This window comes from Alcaligenes sp. 13f (assembly GCF_020496585.1).
In the GTDB taxonomy this organism is placed as follows: domain Bacteria; phylum Pseudomonadota; class Gammaproteobacteria; order Burkholderiales; family Burkholderiaceae_B; genus Alcaligenes; species Alcaligenes phenolicus.
Window position 1 is genome coordinate 78,180 of sequence record NZ_JAHKKC010000009.1, and the last position, 19,858, is coordinate 98,037.

The 19,858-nt window shown below is 58.0% G+C and carries 12 protein-coding genes and 1 pseudogene; 7 read left to right on the forward strand and 6 right to left on the reverse strand.

Going from position 1 to position 19,858, the window contains the following annotated elements:
* The first annotated feature begins 182 nt into the window (after positions 1 to 182).
* The 5 genes from KOE80_RS09670 (at position 183) to KOE80_RS09690 (ending at position 9,914) form a co-directional block, all read left to right on the forward strand.
* Entirely contained in the window at positions 183 to 2,462 is a 2,280-nt protein-coding gene (locus KOE80_RS09670; RefSeq protein ID WP_226348999.1) for an AAA family ATPase, read from the forward strand.
* A 57-nt stretch (positions 2,463 to 2,519) separates the two neighbouring features.
* Positions 2,520 to 3,827: a hypothetical protein gene (locus KOE80_RS09675; protein WP_226349000.1), complete on the forward strand. Its 1,308-nt coding sequence runs from the start codon at positions 2,520 to 2,522 to the stop codon at positions 3,825 to 3,827.
* Positions 3,824 to 4,504, forward strand: a complete 681-nt coding sequence (locus KOE80_RS09680) for a chromosome partition protein MukE (RefSeq protein ID WP_226349001.1) — start codon at positions 3,824 to 3,826, stop codon at positions 4,502 to 4,504. The genes KOE80_RS09675 and KOE80_RS09680 overlap by 4 nt, the downstream gene beginning before the upstream one ends.
* Positions 4,501 to 8,922, forward strand: a complete 4,422-nt coding sequence (mukB, locus tag KOE80_RS09685) for a chromosome partition protein MukB (RefSeq protein ID WP_226349002.1) — start codon at positions 4,501 to 4,503, stop codon at positions 8,920 to 8,922. Before KOE80_RS09680 ends, mukB begins: the two co-directional genes overlap by 4 nt.
* Before the next feature lie 389 nt (positions 8,923 to 9,311).
* Positions 9,312 to 9,914 (forward strand): Wadjet anti-phage system protein JetD domain-containing protein, encoded by a 603-nt coding sequence (locus KOE80_RS09690; protein ID WP_226349039.1) that lies wholly within the window; start codon positions 9,312 to 9,314, stop codon positions 9,912 to 9,914.
* Here the strand turns inward: KOE80_RS09690 and KOE80_RS09695 are convergent.
* The 4 genes and pseudogenes from KOE80_RS09695 to KOE80_RS09710 all read right to left on the reverse strand — a co-directional run.
* A pseudogene (locus tag KOE80_RS09695) lies at positions 9,908 to 10,024 on the reverse strand (IS21 family transposase); the annotation flags it as partial. The gene KOE80_RS09690 and the pseudogene KOE80_RS09695 sit on opposite strands and share 7 nt — an antisense overlap.
* 196 nt (positions 10,025 to 10,220) lie before the next feature.
* A complete protein-coding gene (locus KOE80_RS09700) occupies positions 10,221 to 11,144 on the reverse strand; it encodes a nucleotidyl transferase AbiEii/AbiGii toxin family protein (RefSeq protein ID WP_226349003.1) in 924 nt (307 codons plus the stop codon).
* Complete coding sequence (locus KOE80_RS09705) at positions 11,137 to 11,895, reverse strand: type IV toxin-antitoxin system AbiEi family antitoxin domain-containing protein (RefSeq protein ID WP_226349004.1); 759 nt, start codon at positions 11,893 to 11,895, stop codon at positions 11,137 to 11,139. Before KOE80_RS09705 ends, KOE80_RS09700 begins: the two co-directional genes overlap by 8 nt.
* A 309-nt stretch (positions 11,896 to 12,204) precedes the next feature.
* Entirely contained in the window at positions 12,205 to 13,863 is a 1,659-nt protein-coding gene (locus tag KOE80_RS09710) for a GMC family oxidoreductase (protein WP_226349005.1), read from the reverse strand.
* A 178-nt stretch (positions 13,864 to 14,041) separates the two neighbouring features.
* Here KOE80_RS09710 and feaR point away from each other — a divergent pair, with 178 nt between their 5' ends.
* Together feaR and KOE80_RS09720 are read left to right on the forward strand one after the other, a co-directional pair.
* A complete protein-coding gene (feaR, locus tag KOE80_RS09715; protein WP_226349040.1) occupies positions 14,042 to 15,022 on the forward strand; it encodes a transcriptional regulator FeaR in 981 nt (326 codons plus the stop codon).
* A gap of 125 nt (positions 15,023 to 15,147) precedes the next feature.
* On the forward strand, positions 15,148 to 17,115 hold the full coding sequence (locus KOE80_RS09720; protein WP_226349006.1) for an esterase/lipase family protein: 1,968 nt from the start codon (positions 15,148 to 15,150) through the stop codon (positions 17,113 to 17,115).
* Between the two features lie 140 nt (positions 17,116 to 17,255).
* Here KOE80_RS09720 and KOE80_RS09725 read toward each other — a convergent pair whose 3' ends face one another.
* Both KOE80_RS09725 and KOE80_RS09730 read right to left on the reverse strand, forming a co-directional pair.
* Positions 17,256 to 18,662 carry an efflux transporter outer membrane subunit gene (locus KOE80_RS09725; RefSeq protein ID WP_226349007.1) on the reverse strand — a complete coding sequence of 469 codons (1,407 nt, stop codon included), beginning with the start codon at positions 18,660 to 18,662 and terminating at the stop codon, positions 17,256 to 17,258.
* Entirely contained in the window at positions 18,659 to 19,843 is a 1,185-nt protein-coding gene (locus tag KOE80_RS09730; RefSeq protein WP_226349008.1) for an HlyD family secretion protein, read from the reverse strand. The genes KOE80_RS09725 and KOE80_RS09730 overlap by 4 nt, the downstream gene beginning before the upstream one ends.
* Positions 19,844 to 19,858: the final 15 nt, after the last annotated feature.

Below are 19,858 nucleotides of genomic sequence, written 5' to 3' on the forward strand. Positions count from 1 at the left end.
GTGATCAATCTAGAGTTGAACTTCACCTGGTCGATTAGTTGGGAAGTGGGTTCACGGCAGGCTGCAGTGAAGCTACTTTTGCAGTTACGCGCGGCAGGTTAGTGGTGTTTGAGTAAACGTTGTAATCTGACTTAATGCCTGGTCAGCCAAAGATTGGCAACGATCCTCAAGGGAGAGAAGCGATGATCGAAGCGATACAGATAGCAGGGGTGGCTTCGTATGGACAAGAAGCACAAACGCTTGATGAGCTGAAAAAATTCAATTTCATCTACGGTGCCAATGGGTGTGGCAAAACCACAATTTCCCGGGTGATCGCTGACCCCAATCGTTACCCGAGTTGCCATGTTGGTTGGAAGAGCAGTGCGCCTCTTCAGGCCATGGTTTACAACCGCGACTTCGTTGCACGTAATTTCGGCCCTTCCGCAAAGCTCAAAGGCATCTTCACCCTCGGTGAAAGGAACGTTGAGAATGTTGCCAAGATCGCGGCACTCAAACAGGATTCCGGTAGCTGTAGTGAACGCATCAGCAGTCAGAGGGAGACTCTAGAAGGGCTGGATGGTCTGGGAGGAAAACGCAAAGAACTCGCCGATCTCGAGGCTTGGTTTCAGGAGACATGCTGGACCCAGAAAAAAAAGCACGATAGTGCATTCGCTTTGGCATTCCAGGGCGTACGCAACAATGCCGAGAACTTCAAGGTCCGTGTGCTGCAGGAGCATGCTGGGAATTCTGCAGCATTGGTTTCGCTGGCCGATCTCCAGGAGAAAGCCAAGACCATTTTTGGCCCCTCACCTGTGTTGGAGCCCCGCGTCGTATTGCCTTCGTTCGATGCGCTGTTGTCCCACGAATCGAATCCGATCCTGAGCAAGCGCGTTCTGGGCCGGGAAGATGTCGATATCGCGGCAATGATCAAGGCGCTGGGCAACAGCGATTGGGTGCGGCAGGGCCGGGCTTACTTCGATGAGGCGACAGGAGTCTGCCCTTTCTGCCAGCAAACCACAGAAGCCTCGTTCGCGGCCAGCCTGGAGGCCTATTTCGACGAAACGTTTCTGGATGACAGTCGTGCCATTGATGAACTGGCTAAGACCTATGCCGCGGCAGCCGATCACCTTTTGGCGCTATTGTCCGAGATCCTTAATGCGCCTTCCCGCTTCCTCGATGCGGAAACACTGAAGACAGAAGTGGCGCTGCTGGCTTCTCGGATTGCCCTCAATCGTCAGCATCTTGCCGATAAGCAACGCGAGCCAAGCCAGCTCATTGCACTGGAACCTCTGGCTGACGCTCTGGGCGCGATCTCCCAGGCACTGGCGCTTGCCAACAAGCAGATCGAGTCACACAACGCTACGGTAGCTAATCTGGGCAAAGAAAAGCAGCAATTGGCAAGCCAGGTGTGGAAACACATCGTCGCGATCGAGCTGGCGCCCGCATTGCAGGATTACTCGACGAAGAAGCGAGGGTTGGTGGGCGCGATCACTGCCTTGAACGGCAAGATCGAAACGGCAGAAGCAGACCGGCGTCAGGTGGAGAAAGAAATAGCTGAGCTGGAGCGTGCGACCACCAGCATCCAGCCGACCATCGATGCAATAAATGCCTTGCTAGCCTCGTTCGGTTTTCATGGTTTCTCCCTAGCCAAGGCAGATAGCGGTACCGCCTATGTGCTGCAGCGACCGAATGGTATGGATGCGAAGGAAACCTTGAGCGAAGGCGAACGTACCTTCATCACCTTCCTCTATTTTTACCATCTGCTCAAAGGTAGCGATTCGGAAAGCGGCGTGACGACTGACCGTATAGTGGTCTTCGACGATCCTGTGTCGAGTCTGGATAGCGACATCCTTTTCATCATTAGCAGCCTAATCAAGGCGCTGTTCGATGAGGTGCGCCAAGGGACCGGTCACATCAAACAGATTTTCGTACTGACCCATAACGTCTACTTCCACAAGGAAGTGACCTTCAACGCCCGGCGCACTGATAGAAACGCGATGCGCAGCGAGGAAACCTTCTGGGTCGTCCGAAAATCCCACCACTCTTCAAGAGTAGAGGCCCACACAAGCAACCCGATAGTCACCTCATACGAACTACTGTGGGCGGAGGTACGACGGGCCGACCGATCCAACCTTTCAATCCAGAACACCCTCAGGCGCATTCTTGAAAACTACTTTAAGATCCTCGGTGGAACCGATACCGACGACATCTGCAACCTGTTCGAGGGGCGTGAGAAGGTCATATGTCGATCGCTTTTTTCATGGGTCAACGATGGTTCCCACTTCGCACACGATGACCTGTATGTCGCTGTAGACGATGCAATGGTGGAAAGCTACCTGAATATCTTCAAGGCGATCTTCGTCAAATCCGGGCATTTGGCTCACTACAAGATGATGATGCGAGAAGCATACTCAGACGATTCCGAGATCGCGGCCAAAACTCAGGAGCAGCAGGCCAATGCACAGGGGGTCGTCCATGCCTGAACAATATGAGGCTTGGATACATTCATACTGCGTAGCAGAGAAGCCTACTCAGCGCTTATGACAGCATCTGATCCGAATCGCCTTATCGCCTCGCTGGTACGGGATCAGGTCAATCTTGACCTGAAAACAGCGGATGTCTGCTTTCTCGCAGGTCTGTACCTGAGAGCGGACAAGGCTGGACTTGCGTCGTTCGAGGAGTATCTGCTGATCGACCTCTTCGAACAGGTCTGCGACGTCGTCGAACCTGCTGCCGAAAATCCGCGCAAGCGCGCGACCCACGCCATTCAGCGATTACGCGAGCAGCGCATGCTGGCCCGAGTTGATGGCGCCGGCATCGTGCGGGCGGGCGAGTATGCGCTGACGCGGCTTGCCGCTGCGGTGATCGAATACTTTCTGGCGGACGAGGCCCTTACTCGTGAAAACCTCAGCTTGCTAACCGGTACCTTGCGCGCTCAACTCGCCGACATCCTAGCGACAGCCAGGAAGGCCCATAGTGATGAGGATTGGCGTCAGCAAGTGGTCGCACCTCTGAGGATCACGGTTGGCGACATGGTGGCGGGTATCGAACGTCGGCAGCGCGGGCTCGATGCCCAGCAGGAGGAAATCCAGGCGGAAATCGCTAGCCTGCTGTCGACCGACTGGTTTAGCGCAATCGATCGATGCCAGAGCTTGCTCGACGCAACAACCCACACATTGCGCGAACTCAATGAAATCCTGCTGCGAGACACACACCATTTCGTAGCGTTGCTCCAGGACATTCAGACTCTGGCCGTTTCAGCAGAAAATGTCGAAGCCGAGGAAGCCGCACAGCGGGTCATCGAACATGTAGACCGGATCGGAGCCTGGGGCGGTGCACGCCAAAAGGCATGGTCCGAGTACTACCAGTATGTACACCGTTACCTGCGCGACGTGGTCAGACTGGATCCTGGTCGGGCGCTGAGCCAGCGCTTGCGCGATCAGATCGCGGACTGGGAGAACAGGTCTTTCCATCTATTGGTTGCGCATGCGGGTTCCATCTGCCTGCTGCGTCCACTTGAAGCACGCGTCGAGCGTCCCGCAGTGGCCAGGCCAAGGACTGATCGTGAGGCCGAACCAGCCTGGGTGGAGGCTGAAAATTCGCTGGCAGACATCGAAGTGATGGTGAGTCGGGCGCTCGACGAGGGCGTAGATACCTTGGCGGGGCTGACGGTGCAGGTACTAGCCACGTTGACCGACGATAGCCAGTACGTGGCTGCGGGTCGGATCGCCGACGCAACTGCGAGGCTAGTCCGCTTGCGTTCGAGCCGCGAGCGGCCATGGCGAGAGGTGGGCGAACAGCTCGAAGTCGAGGATTGGACTGTCCAGGGTCGGAGGAAAGTGGAGTGAGCGATGCCGTATTCGATTCTCTGGAAGAGGTGATAGTCGACGAGCGATTCCCCGAGGTGGATCTGATGCTGCGACGTGGACGCCATATCGGCCGAGATGACGGCAGCCTCTACGATTACCTGGTGGAGGCACAGGCGCTGCTCGAACCTTTCTATCGACGTTTCGGTGGCGAGCTGATCCAGCAGAGCGATGGCTATTTCTATTTGCTGCCCAGCGGCGAGCGGCTAGGGCGCCGCCAGTTGTCGGTCGGCGAAATGCTCGTCGGGCAGGTACTGGCGCTGTTGTATCTCGATCCCGCGACATTGCAGCATGGTGGCATGGCGACACGGGAAGCGCTATTGCAGCGGCTTTCCGGCTTGCTGGGCACCGATGCGCTGGTGCGTACGCTAAATCCGCGTAGACGCAAGTATGACGAACGCATCGCCGCTGAAACTGTGCGTGGGAAGGCGGACGAGGCGCTGCGTAAGCTAGCTGACCTGGGCTTTATCGATGTGGTTGATGCTGCCAGGTTGCGCCTGCGTCCGACACTCATGCGTTTTGCCGAGCCGGTTCGCGGGCTCGCAGATCCCGGCGACGCCTTAGAGCGGCTGGTTGCGCGTGGAGAGGTATTACTGGGTGATGCTAACGACATGGATGACGATAGCGGCGACGCGGAAGGGGAGGAAATGTCGTCATGAGTCGAACACGTGCTGATGCTTTAGCCCTAGTCAATTGGAATGGTGTCTTCTACGAGCGCTATCTACTCGATCGGCATGTCACTGCGCTAGAGGGCAGCAACGGTGCCGGCAAGACCACGGTGATGATTGCTGCCTATGTCGCTCTGCTGCCCGACATGTCCCGCCTGCGCTTCACCAATCTCGGCGAGACTGGAGCGACTGGCGGCGACAAGGGTATTTGGGGACGTCTCGGTGATCCCGGACGCCCTTCCTATGTGGTGGTGGATTTTGCCCTTGCGGGTGCACAGAGGCTACTGGCAGGGGTACATCTGGAGCGCAAAGGTGAACCCTCCGTGGAGCCCACCCCATTTATAGTCTGGGGCCTCGACCCTGCGGTTCGCTTGCAGGATCTGCTGCTGGTTGCGCAGGGGGGCGTCGAGTCTGTGCCGGAGTTACAGGAGTTGCGCGACAACGCGGCGCGGCTCGGTGGGCGATTACAATCTTATCCCTCCGCCCGGGAGTACTTCGCCGCGCTATTCGATCAGGGAGTCATGCCCCTGCGCCTTGGTACCGACGAGGAGCGCAATAAGTTCAACGATATGTTGCGTACCAGCATGACCGGCGGCATCTCAAGGGTGCTCACTTCGGAGCTACGCTCGTTCCTGCTCAGGGAGCAAAGTGGCCTCGCTGATACCTTGCAGAGGATGCGATCGAATCTGGATTCCTGCCGGCGCACGCGGGTAGAAGTGCAAGAGTCGCGCCGCCTGGAGCAAGAAATCGGCAGTATCTTCGAAGCCGGCCAGGCCATGTTCGGCGCGGCCTTCCTCGCTACTCGCGAACGTGCCGACGAGTTGGCACGCCGGGTGAGCGAGGCTCAGAGCACGCGTGATCAGGCCTTCCAGACGCAGGAAGTTGCGCGCGGAGCACTCGACGCGACTCTGGCCGAGTTGGATGAGCTTGATGCTCGCAAGGGCGAACTGGATCGAGTGCTCGAATCCGCACGCAATTGGCACTCCAAGCTGAAGGATGCTTTGGCGGCAAAGTGCACGCTGCAACAGAGTGTTATCCATCTCGCGGAGACCGAGCGCGAAGCACAGGAATCTGGCAGGCTGCGAAGCGAGGCTGAAACGTTGCGAATCCGCAACCGCGAGGAACTCAAGCGTGCCCAGGAGGGATACAAACGTGCCGCTGAGGGGCTCGCCGACTTGCAGCGGGGCATAGAGGAACTGCATCGCCGGGCCGCTGCCTATCGCCAAGTATCCCGACGACTGCGGGAAGCCGAGATGACTTTGCAGGTTGCCCCTTTGCTCCCGGCGCAGTTCGTCGATCACCTCGCATCGGCACGTAACACACTCGAGTCCATCGATCAGGAGCGTCGTGACGCCAGGACACGCCTGTCCGATGCGTTGGAGCAGCGTAAGCGGCATGCGCAGCTCATGGCGGCTGTGCGGCGGCTCACGGGACGGGATGTCGAAATCATCGCTGCGTACGATGCGGCTACTGAAGCGTTGCGTCTTCACCGGCAACTGAGCGTACTTGCTGATCAGGTTCCCAGCATCGAACGTGAACTGGCCGAAGCGCAACAGTTGCAGGTTCGGCAGGCTCGGGTGCACGCACAGGCGAGCGAGTTGGGTGTGGTCTTGACCCAGGCGCCCGCCACGCAAGTCGTCAACGCTTTGCTCACCAATACTGAAGCCGAACGATCCGCACACGAGCAGGCGCAACGGACGGCTAATGTCGAACTTGCCGGGCTACGACGCCGGCGCGAGGAGCTCCAGCAACAATATCAGCAGTTGCTGGCACGCGAGCCGCAATGGCGGAAGCTGACGGAATGCGCTATGCGCTTGTCCGAACACCTCGGTACACGAGTAGAGGATCGGGGCAGCCTGGATGAAGCCCGTGCTCTCTTAGGCAAACAGTACGCCGAGGCAGGCCGGGCCGAACAGCAGGCACAGCAAGCGCAGGAGCGGCTGATCCGGGAGGCGCGCGATTTACTGGCGGCCGGAGGCCCGTTCTCTCTTGCGTTGTTGCAGCTCAAGGACAGGCTCGGTGCCGAACTACTGGCCGGTAGTTACGAAGAAGTGGCGATTGAGGAGGCTGCGGTGCTGGAAGCCCGGCTTGGGGCCTTGGTGCAGGCATTGGTCGTCGATGATCTCACAGCAGCAGCTCTTGCGGCTGTGGACCGGCCAGAGGAACTAGCTGACGTGCTACTGGTGCCGCGTGATGCCGACCTCTATCGCTTGGCAGAAGCCTCCGACACCACGATTGCCGGCGAAGGCGATCTTGCTATCCAAGACGGTATCGCTCTCCGCTTGTCCCGCATTCCCACCAAGCCGCGCATAGGGCGGCGGGCGCGCGAGAAAAGGGCAGCCGACCTGCAGGCGCAGGCCGAAGAGAAAGCCCCCGAGCTGCATGCGATGAGGAGTTCACGGCGCACGCTGGAGCGGCTGCAGGCCGATGGCGATGCTCTACTTGCTGGGCTGGATATCTGGCTGGCGGGGGATCCTGCAAGTGCCATCACCGAGGCGCAGCAGGCGATCACCTTGGTCGATGAACAGATCGAGCAGCAGCACGAAACGGCTGATCGCAATGCTACAGCGGCACAGACACTGCAGCCGCGTGCTGGCAGACTGCGTTCGTTGCTGGCCGAGGCGATGCTGCTCGATCCCCCCGATCATGGCGAGCGCGTTCAAGTCCTCCGCGAAAAAGCATTGCAAGCAGACGAGGCCAGAAGCTGGATCGCCGCCAAACAGGAAGATGTCCTACGTGTGGAGCACGGGCTTGGTGACTTGCGCCAGCTTCCGTTGTCGGACACGGATATAGAAAACCTGACGCTTCACTCCAATGCATTGGAGAAGCGGCGCCAGCAGCTCGATGCCGGGATCGAAGCACTCGAATATCTGTGCGACAACGCCGAAGCGTTGGCCTGGGCGGAAGCTCCAGGTCGGCTCGAAGACTCGCAAGAACTGGTTCCGGCGCTGCAAGAGCAACTGAGCGAAGCCGAAACGCTACAACAAGATAGCGAAAACAAGGTCACCCAGGCGGAAGCCCAGTATGACGAGGCGAGCGAGCGCTTTCTTGCAGTGCAAAGCCAGTACGACAACGCAAGACAGGAACATGAATCCGCCGCTGAACATTTCAACTACCTCGGCATACCCGCTCCCACCGAGGATGCCCTGTCGGCGGCTGGTGCCGAGGTGATGCGGTTGGAACAAGAACTGCGTACCCATGGGACGCGGCGCGATGAGTTGCTGACGGCCAAGGGCAACCAGGAACATGGCTTACAGAACGCCCAGCAGGATCTGCAATCTGCCGACGACAAACTCGCTATCGAACGCCGCGAGGCCGAGCCGGCACGTAAGCGCTGGGACGGCCTACTTGACTGGGCGATGCGCGATGGTCTGGTGGGCGAGTTGCTGACCAGAACCCCTGAAGAGTTTGCCGACATCCGTGGCCATATTAATTTTGTCCAGGAAGCCAAGATACGCCGAGGTGTCCTACTGGAACGCCTAGGTAGTGCGCGCGGCGGGGAGACCTTGCTGACCGAACTGCAACAGTTGCGCGATACCTCCGATACCGCCTTCGCTGATGCCATCCTGACGCTTTGGCTGGCTGTGCGCGACTGGCTGCGCCGCCGCCTGCCGGCTCAGGTGGCCGAGGTCGATGACCCGCGCGAAGCGCTCATCCGGCTGCGCGACCAACTGTCTGACCTCGAAGAGCGTCTCGCCCGTCAGGAAAGCGACCTGCGTGGAGCTAGCGAAGACGTAGCACGCGGCATTGACGTACAGATCCGTAAGGCGCGTGGCCAAGTCACTCGCTTGACCAAGAATCTAGAAAAGGTCAGCTTCGGCAGCATTCAGGGTATCCGTGTGCGCATGCAGGCTGTCGAACGTATGGAACAGATCCTACGCGCCCTGCGTGAAGGTGCGGCCCAGGAGCTGCTGTTCCAGGCTGACATGCCGATCGAGGAGGCACTCGATGAAATCTTTCGTCGCTACGGCGGTGGGCGTTCAGCAGGGCAGCGCCTGCTAGATTATCGGGAATACGTGCATCTGCAGGTGGAGATCCGTCGCAAGTCCGGCACCGAGTGGGAAGTCGCCAACCCGACACGTTTGTCGACCGGCGAGGCGATCGGTGTCGGTGCCGCGTTGATGATGGTGGTTCTCACCGAATGGGAACGCGATGCGACCTTGCTGCGCGGTAAGCGCGCTCAAGGTTCGCTGCGTTTCCTGTTCCTGGACGAAGCCAACCGCCTGTCGCCGGACAATCTCGGCGTCCTGTTCGATTTGTGTCAGACACTGGATCTGCAGTTGATGATCGCGGCCCCCGAAGTGGCACGTGCCGAAGGCAATACGACTTATCGCTTGGTGCGCCAGGTGACGCCGGAGGGGCGGGAGGAAGTTCTGGTGTTCGGTCGTCGCATTAGGAGCGTAGGCTAATGTGGTGGACGCCGCAGCAGCGCATCGCTTTGCTCGAGTTGCTGGTGCAGGGGACGCTCAAGCGCCGCGCCTCACAGGCGAAAGCGTATGACACTCTGGCAGAGCTATCCTGGATCCGCACGACCGGCCGGCGTGATCAGATTGCCTTGGTAGAGACTCGCCGCACTGAGCTCGTTGCGCTGCTTGAGCGGGTATGGCCGGACTGGCAGGAAGCTCTGGCGGCACTTACAGCGGGTGGATTTTCTCCTACACCTGATGGTTGGGCTCGCTTGGAAGATTCGCGCCGCGCAGGGCGGCTTCCGGCGCTGCCAAGACGCCTCAATCGCCGGACTGCGGCCGCGCTAACCGCCCCCCACTCCAAGGCGGTACTGACGCCGCGTCGGCAAGCCATGCTTGCCGGCACCGAAGCGACACACGACGGATTGTTACGTTTGCGGCCACCACGCGGATTGGTGGCACAGACCGAGCAGGGTGTCCTGGATCTATGGAAGCTTGCCCGTTTTCTTGGTGAAGCACCGATCCCGGAGCGGGCCTTCCTAGATGGCCTTACCTTGGAAGGTCCCTTGCGCGCGGTATTGCTGGTGGAAAACCCTGGCGCTTGGCGTGACCTACCAATATTAGACGGATGGCTATTTGCTCATGTCCCAGGCTGGGACATAGCCACCGTTGTGCATCTACTCGCTCAGGTGCAGCCCGAGGTTCCTGTTGTTCACTTTGGTGATCTCGACCCGAACGGCGTACGAATCTTCCTGAAACTACGAGAGCTTCGGTCGGATCTGTGCTGGTTCGTTCCGTCCTTCTGGGCCGAATGCGTCGAGCCTAGGAAGTTGAAAAAGCCATGGCCTGCTGGGCTTGATCTTCGTCATGCGCCCAAGTTGGTGCATGATCTCGTGGACAAAGGTCTTTGGTTAGAGCAGGAGCCTTTGGTGATCGACTCTAGGATTTCAGGCGCTCTTGAAGTCATGTTTCAACAGACGTCACCAGGTACGTAGCGATCAAGGCTGAATGATTTATTGGTGGTCAACTGCTTGGCCATCTCCCGAATGCTGACGCCACGACGCGCCATTACCTTGATCTCCACTGACTGCTCCTGAGTCAACATTGTCAGCGGCTAAAAGGCCACCATCATTGCTTAGGTGAGTCAGTATTACACTGGCGATGACAAATAACTGGCTGACGCTGCATGGTCGGTTGCTAATGTCCGAAAGCTCTAGATCAAGACAACTGTGGTACGTCCAGGTCTTCGGAGCCAGTCTGTAATTTCTGGCTTTCGAATTCAGGGTGGTGGAGGGCTCTGCTCATCGACGAGAAAACAGCCCTGCATCAAGCGCATCAGCCTGCACGGCGAAGTCTATTGGGCGACGTTTCTGAAAGGTTGCCAGGTTGGCGAGCTTCCAGCGCAACGCAGGCAACTGGTCGGCATGCGGGCACTGCAGCAGCGACCAGTCGGGCTGGGCGCGTGCCAGTCCGCTCAAGAACTGCCGATGGGCAGCGCTCAGTCGCTGCGGCAGTTCCTGGCGTAGTTGGCTGCGGGTTTCAAGCAGAACCTCAAGTGGGCAGTCCACTTCCGTCATGCCAACGAACGCGCGTTCATATTCGGCCACGATGTCCTTGTCGTTGCCGAACAGCACTTCATGGATGGGCCGGTTGTGCCCTGCCAGATAAACCACAAAGCACTCAACCATAGAATCGGTCAAGCCTCCGGTCTGGAACAACTGCCAGACGTCGAACAGATCCCGCGGATGCTGGCGATCCAGGGCGGCAACCAGCTTGCCTGCATAGAGTTCGTCCGGGGCGAGAACCGGTACCGCAAATTCGACCCCGAACAGATCGCCAGTGCGGGCACTCAACGGCCTGCGCTCGATGGGTAGCACCGTGCCACGAAACACGACATTGACCTCGACCTTGACCTGGCTGGCCTCGTTCTCGGCGATCAGCTTGGTGTCGCCAAGGTCTTTGCTGCGGATCAGCCTTGTCTGTACGCCAAGGCGTTCGACACGCTGCGCGATGGCGACCAGTTCTTGGTTGATATCCTCTAATGCCTGATCACGTGGAGTCTGCCAGGGGTGGTACACCACATCTATATCCACCGATAGGCGGGGCATATCCCGCAGGAACAAATTGATGGCAGTGCCACCCTTCATGGCGAAGATGTCGTTGTTGAACACATCGGGCGCGATATTCAACAACAGGCGGACGGTGTCGGCGTAGTGTTTATCCATGAGGGTTCAGGCTCAACAAGGTTCCGTCATCCAGCCGGCTCATCCAGCGCCTGGCGCTGCCGGAGCGTACTGGGTATTGCGCCAGCAACTGATCCACGTCAATAACGCCGGTTTCCCGTGCCCAGGTCAGGAACAGGCGCACGGTCTTGACGCTGGTGCAACAGGCCAGCAACCGTCCGAGCACGTCCTTGCGCGGTGAGCGCAGGCCGTCGAACAGATTGCGGGACTCTTCGAGGCTTTCCCGCGTGCCAGTGTCGTAGAGCAACTCCAGCACCGCGCGTTCGGGCACTGCCACCCGCAGTCCAGCAGGCTGTCCGGGTGGTGTATGCAGGGTTTTGTTGGCGAGGTCATCGTCGGGCCATTCGAACAGCCTTGCATTGACGTAGCGCGATGGAAAGCGCGTGGTGAACCAGGCAGGCAACGCGAAGCGGGCATCGCCCCAGAGCACCAAGGTTTCCCTGGGGGCCAGGTTGTGCCGAACCCCTTGCAGCGCCAAGGCGCTTTTGCCGCCGATGTGCAGCCCGGCGACCCGCCCTTGCAGGAGCCGCAGCGCACCACTGGCGTCAAAGTTGTCGTTGGGATAGGCATAGACGCCGTGCCCTAGGCGCACCAGCCAGCCGCTCTCGGCGTAGCGGGCGGCCAGTTTGGGGGACACGCCGAAGGTTTCAAGCACGGCAAGATCGAACGGCGCTCCCCGAGGAAGCTCCGCCTGCAGGCGTTTGATTATCTGATGTCGCGAATGTTCACTCATGTGAGAAATATACGTCAAAATCTAATCAGTCGCCACTGGAGTTGATAGATTTTTCCCTAAAATTGACCCCATGGTTGAATTTCAATATTAAATCTAATCGTAACCAGCTAGGTTGAAAAATGCAGCCAAGATAGGCCCACCCGCCGCTAACGGCGGTAAACAACTGGAAGGCGGTTCCGGCTGTTCTTCCTGTACGATGCGAAGGCAAAGATCATCGCCTATGCGCTTGGATCAACGATGAATCATTGGGCAACCTCATGCAAGACATCTGCCTCAGCAATGACGACCGATGCGGCTTGGCGGGATACATCATGGATGCCAGCGGAAGCCACTGGATGCAGGTGCACGAACAGGCTCCGGTTCGAAAGCCGCCAAAGGCCGACCCAATATCTGTGCCGCTCCACGCTCCCCGATCATGATGGCTGTCGCGTTGGTATTGCCGCTGGTCACCATAGGGCAAACCGATAGATCCACCACACGCAGATTGGGTACACCATGGACGCGCAAATCCAGGCCTGTCACCGAGCTGGCGCTATCCTGCCCCAATCGGCACGTACCCGTTGGGTGATAAACCGTCTTGATGTTTTGCCGTACAAACGCTTCCAACGCCTTGGTATCCCCCCAATCCATTTCTTCGGGCGCGGTGACCTTTTTGATTAAAGCCTTGAGCGACGGTTGCTCCATCAGCCTGAGTCCCACCTGTACTGCCCGAATCTGTCCTTCCAGATCAGCCTGTGTCCCTAAATAATTAGGATCAATCAGGGGCTGATCTTGCGGGTCCTTACTGCGCAAACGCAGTTGCCCTCTTGCTTCAGGCCGAACATGACCTGTCTTGACGGTCAAACCGTGTTCCTGCGCAGGTGGTTTTTCTCCGGGCGTATTGTCAAAGTTATCCAGCACAGGCAGGAACATCAATTGAATATCTGGCCGTCCTACGCCCAGGCTGTCGATGAAAGCCCCACCTTCCAGAACATTCGTGGTCAGCAAACCGCTACGGAACGCCGCCCATTGAAACATGTGGCTAATGGCGCGCAGGCCCTTGTCCTCGCCAAGCAGGCTGTTGCTGGCGTGCGTGGTCGCATTCAAGGACATGTGCAAATGGTCATGCAAATTCTTGCCTACGGGCAGATCCAGCAAGGTGTCAATTCCCAGCTCGGATAAATGCTCTTTGGGGCCTATGCCAGACTGCATCAGGATCTTGGGGCTACCAAAGGCACCTGCACTAAGAATGACTTCATTGCGCACCCAGGCCGTTTGCACACTGCCCTGCTTCTCGCTGAACTCCACCCCAACTGCGCGGCCTTCGCTAAACAGGACCTTGTGTGTCAGGGCCCCTGTAATCACGGTCAGCTTGTCATTGCCTCGCACACGTTTCAAATACGCTTTGGATGTGCTGCAACGCTCTCCGGAACGCGTGGTTGTCTGGTAGTAACCTACCCCTTGCTGCGACGCCCCATTGAAGTCATTGACATACTCAAGCCCCATTTCCTGACCCGCACGCACAAAGGCCTGCGTCATGGGGTGACGGAAGCGGTTCTCGCTGACACCCAGATAGCCGCCTGCCCGATGGTACTCCCCACTCAGGCTTTCATTGTCCTCAGCGAACTTGAAGTACGGCAACACGTCCCGCGCACCCCATCCTGGCACAGCCCATTCATCGAAATCCTCTTGCTGGCCACGGATGTAAATCATGCCGTTCACCGAGCTGCCCCCGCCCAGCACCTTGCCTTGCGCAATGATCATCTCGCGGCCATTGCAGTGAGGCTGGGGGATCGTCATATACGGCCAGGACTTTTGTTGGAACACCTTGACCACGGTTGCCGGGATGGTATGAAACAGGCTGCTGTCCGGCCCACCCGCCTCCAGCAACAACACCGTGCCTGCATTGTGCTCAATCAGGCGCGTGGCCACCACGCAGCCGGCTGAACCGCCCCCTACCACGATATAGTCATATTCTTGTCTGGACATGTTTAAGCCTCAAGGAAAATATTTCCTGAGGATTCTAGAAGCACAGACAGCACGCCCATTGACTCTCCACGACACAGGCTTGACCCTGCCTGCCAAACTAAGTGAAAACCATAGGAGCAGGCGACTCACCGATCAGTAGAATATTCCACGAGCATGCAATCTCCCGAGACGATCATCCCTGACTACTCAAAACCAGTATGCTTTCGAGCACTGGAACGACTTGGTCCAGGCCGTATGCAGCCGACTGGTGACACTTCGCCCCAGCAAGGACAAACCCTTTTTCGGGAATTTCCAGGTCAATGACTTCGGCGGGCTGGACATCGCTGACATCCGTACCAATGCCAACCTTGTCCGCTGCGAACACGGTAGCCTGACGCGTGGCGATGATCGTTTCTATTTCCTCGTCCTGCAACGCCAGGGCACCATGGCCATCCGTACCGATCGCGAGCAGTTCATTCTGCGTCCTGGCGACCTGGCCTTGCTGGACTCCGCCCAGCCTTACGAGATGCGCTCACCGGACATCATCAACCAGCTATCGGTGCATCTGGACCGCCAAACCTTTGATCAGTACGTGCCCCTCTACGCGAACCGCTTTGGCAAACTGGAGCACAAGGATTTTCATGGGCAGCTATTGCAGTCCTTGCTGCGCCAGCTCAGCATCATGACCCCACAGTCCTACGCACCGCTTGACCCACAGCACGGCGCATCGCTGCAAAACACCCTGATTACACTGCTGGCCCCCTTGCTCAAGAACGACAGCCCGCTCTTGGAGAAGCATGATTTGCGCGGCCTGGCCGAGCGCATGATCGAACAAACCCTGCATGAACCTCTCAGCCCCAAGGAGCTTGCCAGCCGCCTGAAGATTTCGGTACGCCAATTGCATCGACAATTTGAGCAAGGCGACGAGACTTTGCAGCGCTATACATTGCGACGACGCCTGGAACGCTGCGCCCAGGAACTGAGTGCCCCGGACAAGTGGGATACACCAGCAGCACACATTGCCAGCCAGTGGGGCTTTAGCGACTCCGCCTACTTTTCACGTGCCTTCAAAAAACGCTTTGGCCTGCCGCCAGCCGCCTACCGCGCCCGCAGCAAAGAAAACGAAGCACGCTTGCACAACCCAGAACCGGCTACTGCCAGTACCAGGCCTATGGGTTAATATCGCACTTCGAACACGGATACACTCAGCAGATCTGCCGATTTGACGCCGCAAGACAGCTGCTTGAGTCCGTATCACGGCAATAAGCTCCTCTAAACCTGTCAACAAACCCACTGCAGAACGTGATGGCCTTGATGAATCCTGTACGGAACACGCTGCTTGACCTGGCACCGGTACAAGCCATCACGACAAGCCTGAAGCGGCTTGTATCTGGCGGGCACAGGGGCGGGCTGCACAAGGCTGGGGCCATCACATTTCTGGCCGTAATGCTTAGCGGCTGCGCCGGCGTCAAAATCGCCACCGTCAGCACCGAGGACTACATTGCCCAGCGCCGTGGCGATATTCTGACTACCAACAAGCTCAGCGCCTCTGCACGCGATACGCTGACCAGTCTGGCTATCGCGCCCGAGCAATGCGCTAAAGACATTCCCCACTGCTCCTCCAGGCTGACCGAGCTATGGAATCTGGACACTGAACAGCGCATGGCCACCTTGGCCGAGATCTGGACACAAGAGGCCTTGCGCTTGCAAGGTCGGCGCAATGCCCGGCCAGACTTCTCGACCGAGCTGTTCGATGCCTATCTGCAAAGCGCCCGCTATGCCTACGCCTATCTGTTCTTCACGGATCGCAGACCAGGAGACCGGGCCTTTGAGGATCGCCAGACCCAGGTGCGCGACTATTACAACTACGCGGTACAGCAGGCAACCATGTTGCTGTTCGCCAGGTACCACGACACCAGCTACGCCTTCCAGAAAACCATAGCGATTGGCCAATGGCGTATTCGTGGCGATCTGTCCCAGATACGCGATGCCACCGCCCCTCAGCCCCATGAGCTGATTCCGGCCTCTCAATTAACATTCCGCGGGGTGCGCAGCATTTATCGGCGCGATGGTTTTGGAGCCGAGATGGTGGTCGTGAACGAGTCAAAGGATGTCACGCCAAACAGCTTTCAGAGCACCTATAGCGAACCGCCCTTCCAGGCAGTGACGGGGATTATTACTTTCCCCGGCGAAACCCTGTCCCAGGTTCTGCAAACCCGCGACGCCACAATTATTGGCTACGATCCGTACCAGCAAACCAGCGTCCGACTAAAAGACGTGCAAGTGCCCTTGGCGGCCAATTACACCTCTGCCTACGGTCTATGGCTGGCACGCTCGGACTTCTCGACCCGGGCTTTGCGCACCGTCCTGGGACGGGACGGTGGTATTGAATCCCCGCATGTGTTCCTGCTGCAACCCTATGATCCGAACCGCCGCGTCATCATCATGCTGCACGGCCTGGCCAGCAGTCCGGAAGCCTGGATTAACGTCGCCAATGAGGTGCTGGGCGATGAGGAATTACGGGATCGCTATCAGATCTGGCAGGTCTACTATCCAACCAATCTGCCCCTGCCCTACAACAATGCCGAGATTCGCAAAGCCCTGACAGAAACCTTCCGGCATTTTGACCCGGACAGGAAGGCCATCGCCTCGAACAATATTGTGGTGATCGGTCATAGCATGGGCGGTGTACTGGGACGTTTGCTGGTGTCCTCGTCCGATAATCTGCTGGAAGACGCGGCCCGCGACCGTTATCAAATGGATGATGTCAGCATTGCCAAAATGAATCAGGAGTTTGGCAATGTGGTGCACTTCTCTCCCCTGCCCGGCGTGACGACAGCCATCTTTATTGCTGCGCCTCACAAGGGCACACCGTTTGCGGGAAATCGTATTTCACGCTTGGCGGCAGCGCTGATTACCTTGCCGGTTACGGTGGTGACTCAGCTCAATAAACTTAGCCAGGTGGCTGTGGGCAACACGCCCGCCAAAGATGAGATGCTGATTCTGCCCAATGGCGTGGAAAGCCTGCGCGACAGCGATCCTTTCATGCAGATCACCTCCAAAATGCCCATTTCCACGCAAGTGCGTTATCACAGCATTATTGCCAATGACACGCCCAAGAAAGACTTGCTGTACTCGGACGACGGGCTGGTGCCCTATCAAAGCGCCCATTTGCCTGGCGCGACGTCGGAGCTGGTGATTCCGTTCTCCCACAGCGTGCAGGAGACGCCCGAGGCGATTCTGGAAATTCGGCGGATTTTGCGGGAGCAGTAGTAAGAAGCAGGAAGGAAGGCGGAGTTGCTTCTTGCGGTTGCTGTTGCTGCTACTAAGGCAGTCCAAGGTTCAGACCCCTGACATCATCCCGAGAACACACATGCTCCACCTGACAGTGCACCTCTACCTACTCTTTCAAGTTACTCCCGCTTCATCACCTTTTCATAATCCCAACCACCGCCCAGCGCCTTGTACAGATCCACCATATTCTGCAACTGGCTTTCCCGTACGGCGATGACCTGGTTTTCTGCCTCGTACAGATTACGCTGCGCATCCAGCTGTTCAAGATAAGAGGCGTAACCAGCTTCATAGCGATTACGGGCGTGTTCCAAAGAACGCTTCAAGACATCCCGACGCGCCGTTACGTGGCTTAACTCTTCAGCAAAACGACCTTGACCCGCCAAGGCATTTTCTACTTCCGAAAAAGCCGTCAACACGACGCCGCGATACGCAAAAGCCGCCTCATCGCGCTGGGCTGTTGCAGAATCAAACTGCGCCTGCAAACGGCCGCGGTCAAAAATTGGTGCCAGAATGCTGCCACCCAAACTCCAGATCTTGGTCGGGTCATAACTCAAGGCGCTGACGTACAAAGCCCCTGCCCGTGCCGACAAAGAAACCTGCGGTAGAAAGGCAGCCCGGCTGGCTGCCATGGACGCGTCCTTGGAAGCCAAACCGAGCTCTGCTCGCGCAATATCAGGACGGCGGCGCAGCAACTCGGAAGGCAAGCCAGAGCCCGGTGCAGGCAGCTCTAAAGCCGACAAAGTGGAACTGGCGCTCTGTTCATAAACCGCAGGCAACTCCCCGGACAAGAGGCGCAAAGCGTTGTGATGACGGCTAATCGCCAATTCCAGCTGTGGAATATGCTGCTCTACCGCTTCCAGCTCGGACTGGGCCTGAGTCAATTCCAGCTGAGAGATATAGCCCGCCTCAAACTTCTCCTGCGCCAGGCGCAAAGCTTCCGTCCGGGATGTAGAAGTGGCCTTGGCTTGTTGCAACTGCGCGTTCAAACCCAACAAGGCAATATAGGTACGGGCTGTCTCGGAGGCCACACTCAAGGCAATCGCATCGTAATCCGCCTGCGTGGCAGACAGCTTGAGTTCAGCCGCTTTCGCCTGCGAACTCAAACGCCCCCATAAATCCAGCTCCCAATTCAATTGCACGGCAGGCTGCACAGCACGGCTGATTGCCATACCGCTTGGCCCCAGTGCCCGCTCATCATGTGCGCCCGTGTCAAAAGACAAGGAGGGCCCCAAGGACGAATCCGCCAGCTGCACGGCTGCCCTGGCCTGTTCGATGCGAGTCGCGGCACTCAAGATATCGTTATTACGTGCCAAGGCAGCTTCCACAAGCGCACTCAAGCCGGGATCGTTAAAGGCTTTCCACCAGGCCGAATCAACGACTGTGCCTTCAGAGGATGCTCCTATCCACCCGGATGGCGCGGCTACCTGCGCCTGCTCGGGTGCGGCCCGGTAAGCAGGCATACAGCCGGACAACAGCGCCGCGCCACTTAACAAGGCCATGCCATACGTTCTTGCAGACAGGATCATTGCCCATGCTCCTGTTTTGTTTGATCAGGCTTATCCGAAATATCCACCTTGGCAATCACGGACATGCCGGGTCGCAAACGCTCCATACCGGGCTGATCCGCATCGATAGCAATGCGTACCGGCAAGCGCTGAACAACCTTGGTGAAGTTGCCGCTGGCATTATCCGCGCGCAGCACAGAAAACTCGGAGCCCGTGGCCGGGGCGATGCGCTCTACATGACCTTGAAACTCTGTGCCATCCAGACCATCCACAGTGAATCGGGCCACCTGCCCCACATGAATACCCGCCGTCTGCGTTTCCTTGAAGTTCGCCACTACCCAACGGGTATCCGGCACCAGAAACAGCAGTTGCGAACCTGCCGTCACATACTGCCCCTGACGCACAGACGCTTCGCTGATCTGACCGGCTGCGGGCGCGGTCACCACGGTGTTATCCATATCGATGCGAGCCAAACCCAAGGCGGCTTCAGCGGATTTCACCTTGGCCTGCAAGGTCGCCCGAGCCACCTCGGTGGACTTGATGGTTTCTTCGGCAATCGCAATGTTTGCCTTGGCTTGCAGCATATTGCCGCGCCCCAGCTCGGCAGTCGCTACAGCCTGATCTCGCTCTCGCACCGAGATCGAACCTTTGTTTGCCAATTCCCTGGCACGATTACGATCCGCCTCGGAGCGACGGGCTTCAGCCTGAGCCGACACCAAGGCCGCCTTGCGAGCATCCAGGCTGGCGCGGTTCTGTGCCTGGGCTTGATCCAGATTCGCCAACTCAGCCAAAGCCGCATCCAGTTGAGCCTGCGCCTGATGCAGTTTTTCTTTATAAATGCGCTCATCAATGCGCACCAAAGGCTGGCCCGCCTGGACTCGCTCAAAGTCCTGCACCAATACCTCGGACACATAACCGCTTACCTGCGGTGCCAGCACCGTCATTTGCCCACGTACATAGGCGTTGTCGGTAGTGACGCGAGTGGTGTTGAACGGCCCCAGGTTCCAAGCCCACAAGATCAACAGCAAACCTCCCAACAATACAAAGGCCATCGCAATGACACTGCGTTTGCTGGGTTTGATGATCTTGGGCGGCAGAGAAGGTTCAGTATTCGGACCCAGCTTGCCATCGTTATCCGAGTCTGTCGGCGCGGCAAGCTCACTATTGCGATCCTGATTTTCAGATGAAGTGTCTTGACTCATAAATACGGACCAGGT

Coding starts and splice junctions, on each gene's coding strand:
- KOE80_RS09700 (WP_226349003.1), bottom strand. CDS start 11,144: ATGGATAAACACTACGCCGACACCGTCCGCCTGTTGTTGAATATCGCG.
- KOE80_RS09720 (WP_226349006.1), top strand. CDS start 15,148: ATGGCCTTGATGAATCCTGTACGGAACACGCTGCTTGACCTGGCACCG.
- KOE80_RS09690 (WP_226349039.1), top strand. CDS start 9,312: ATGCTTGCCGGCACCGAAGCGACACACGACGGATTGTTACGTTTGCGG.
- mukB (WP_226349002.1), top strand. CDS start 4,501: ATGAGTCGAACACGTGCTGATGCTTTAGCCCTAGTCAATTGGAATGGT.
- KOE80_RS09710 (WP_226349005.1), bottom strand. CDS start 13,863: ATGTCCAGACAAGAATATGACTATATCGTGGTAGGGGGCGGTTCAGCC.
- KOE80_RS09675 (WP_226349000.1), top strand. CDS start 2,520: ATGACAGCATCTGATCCGAATCGCCTTATCGCCTCGCTGGTACGGGAT.
- KOE80_RS09725 (WP_226349007.1), bottom strand. CDS start 18,662: ATGATCCTGTCTGCAAGAACGTATGGCATGGCCTTGTTAAGTGGCGCG.
- KOE80_RS09705 (WP_226349004.1), bottom strand. CDS start 11,895: ATGAGTGAACATTCGCGACATCAGATAATCAAACGCCTGCAGGCGGAG.
- KOE80_RS09670 (WP_226348999.1), top strand. CDS start 183: ATGATCGAAGCGATACAGATAGCAGGGGTGGCTTCGTATGGACAAGAA.
- KOE80_RS09730 (WP_226349008.1), bottom strand. CDS start 19,843: ATGAGTCAAGACACTTCATCTGAAAATCAGGATCGCAATAGTGAGCTT.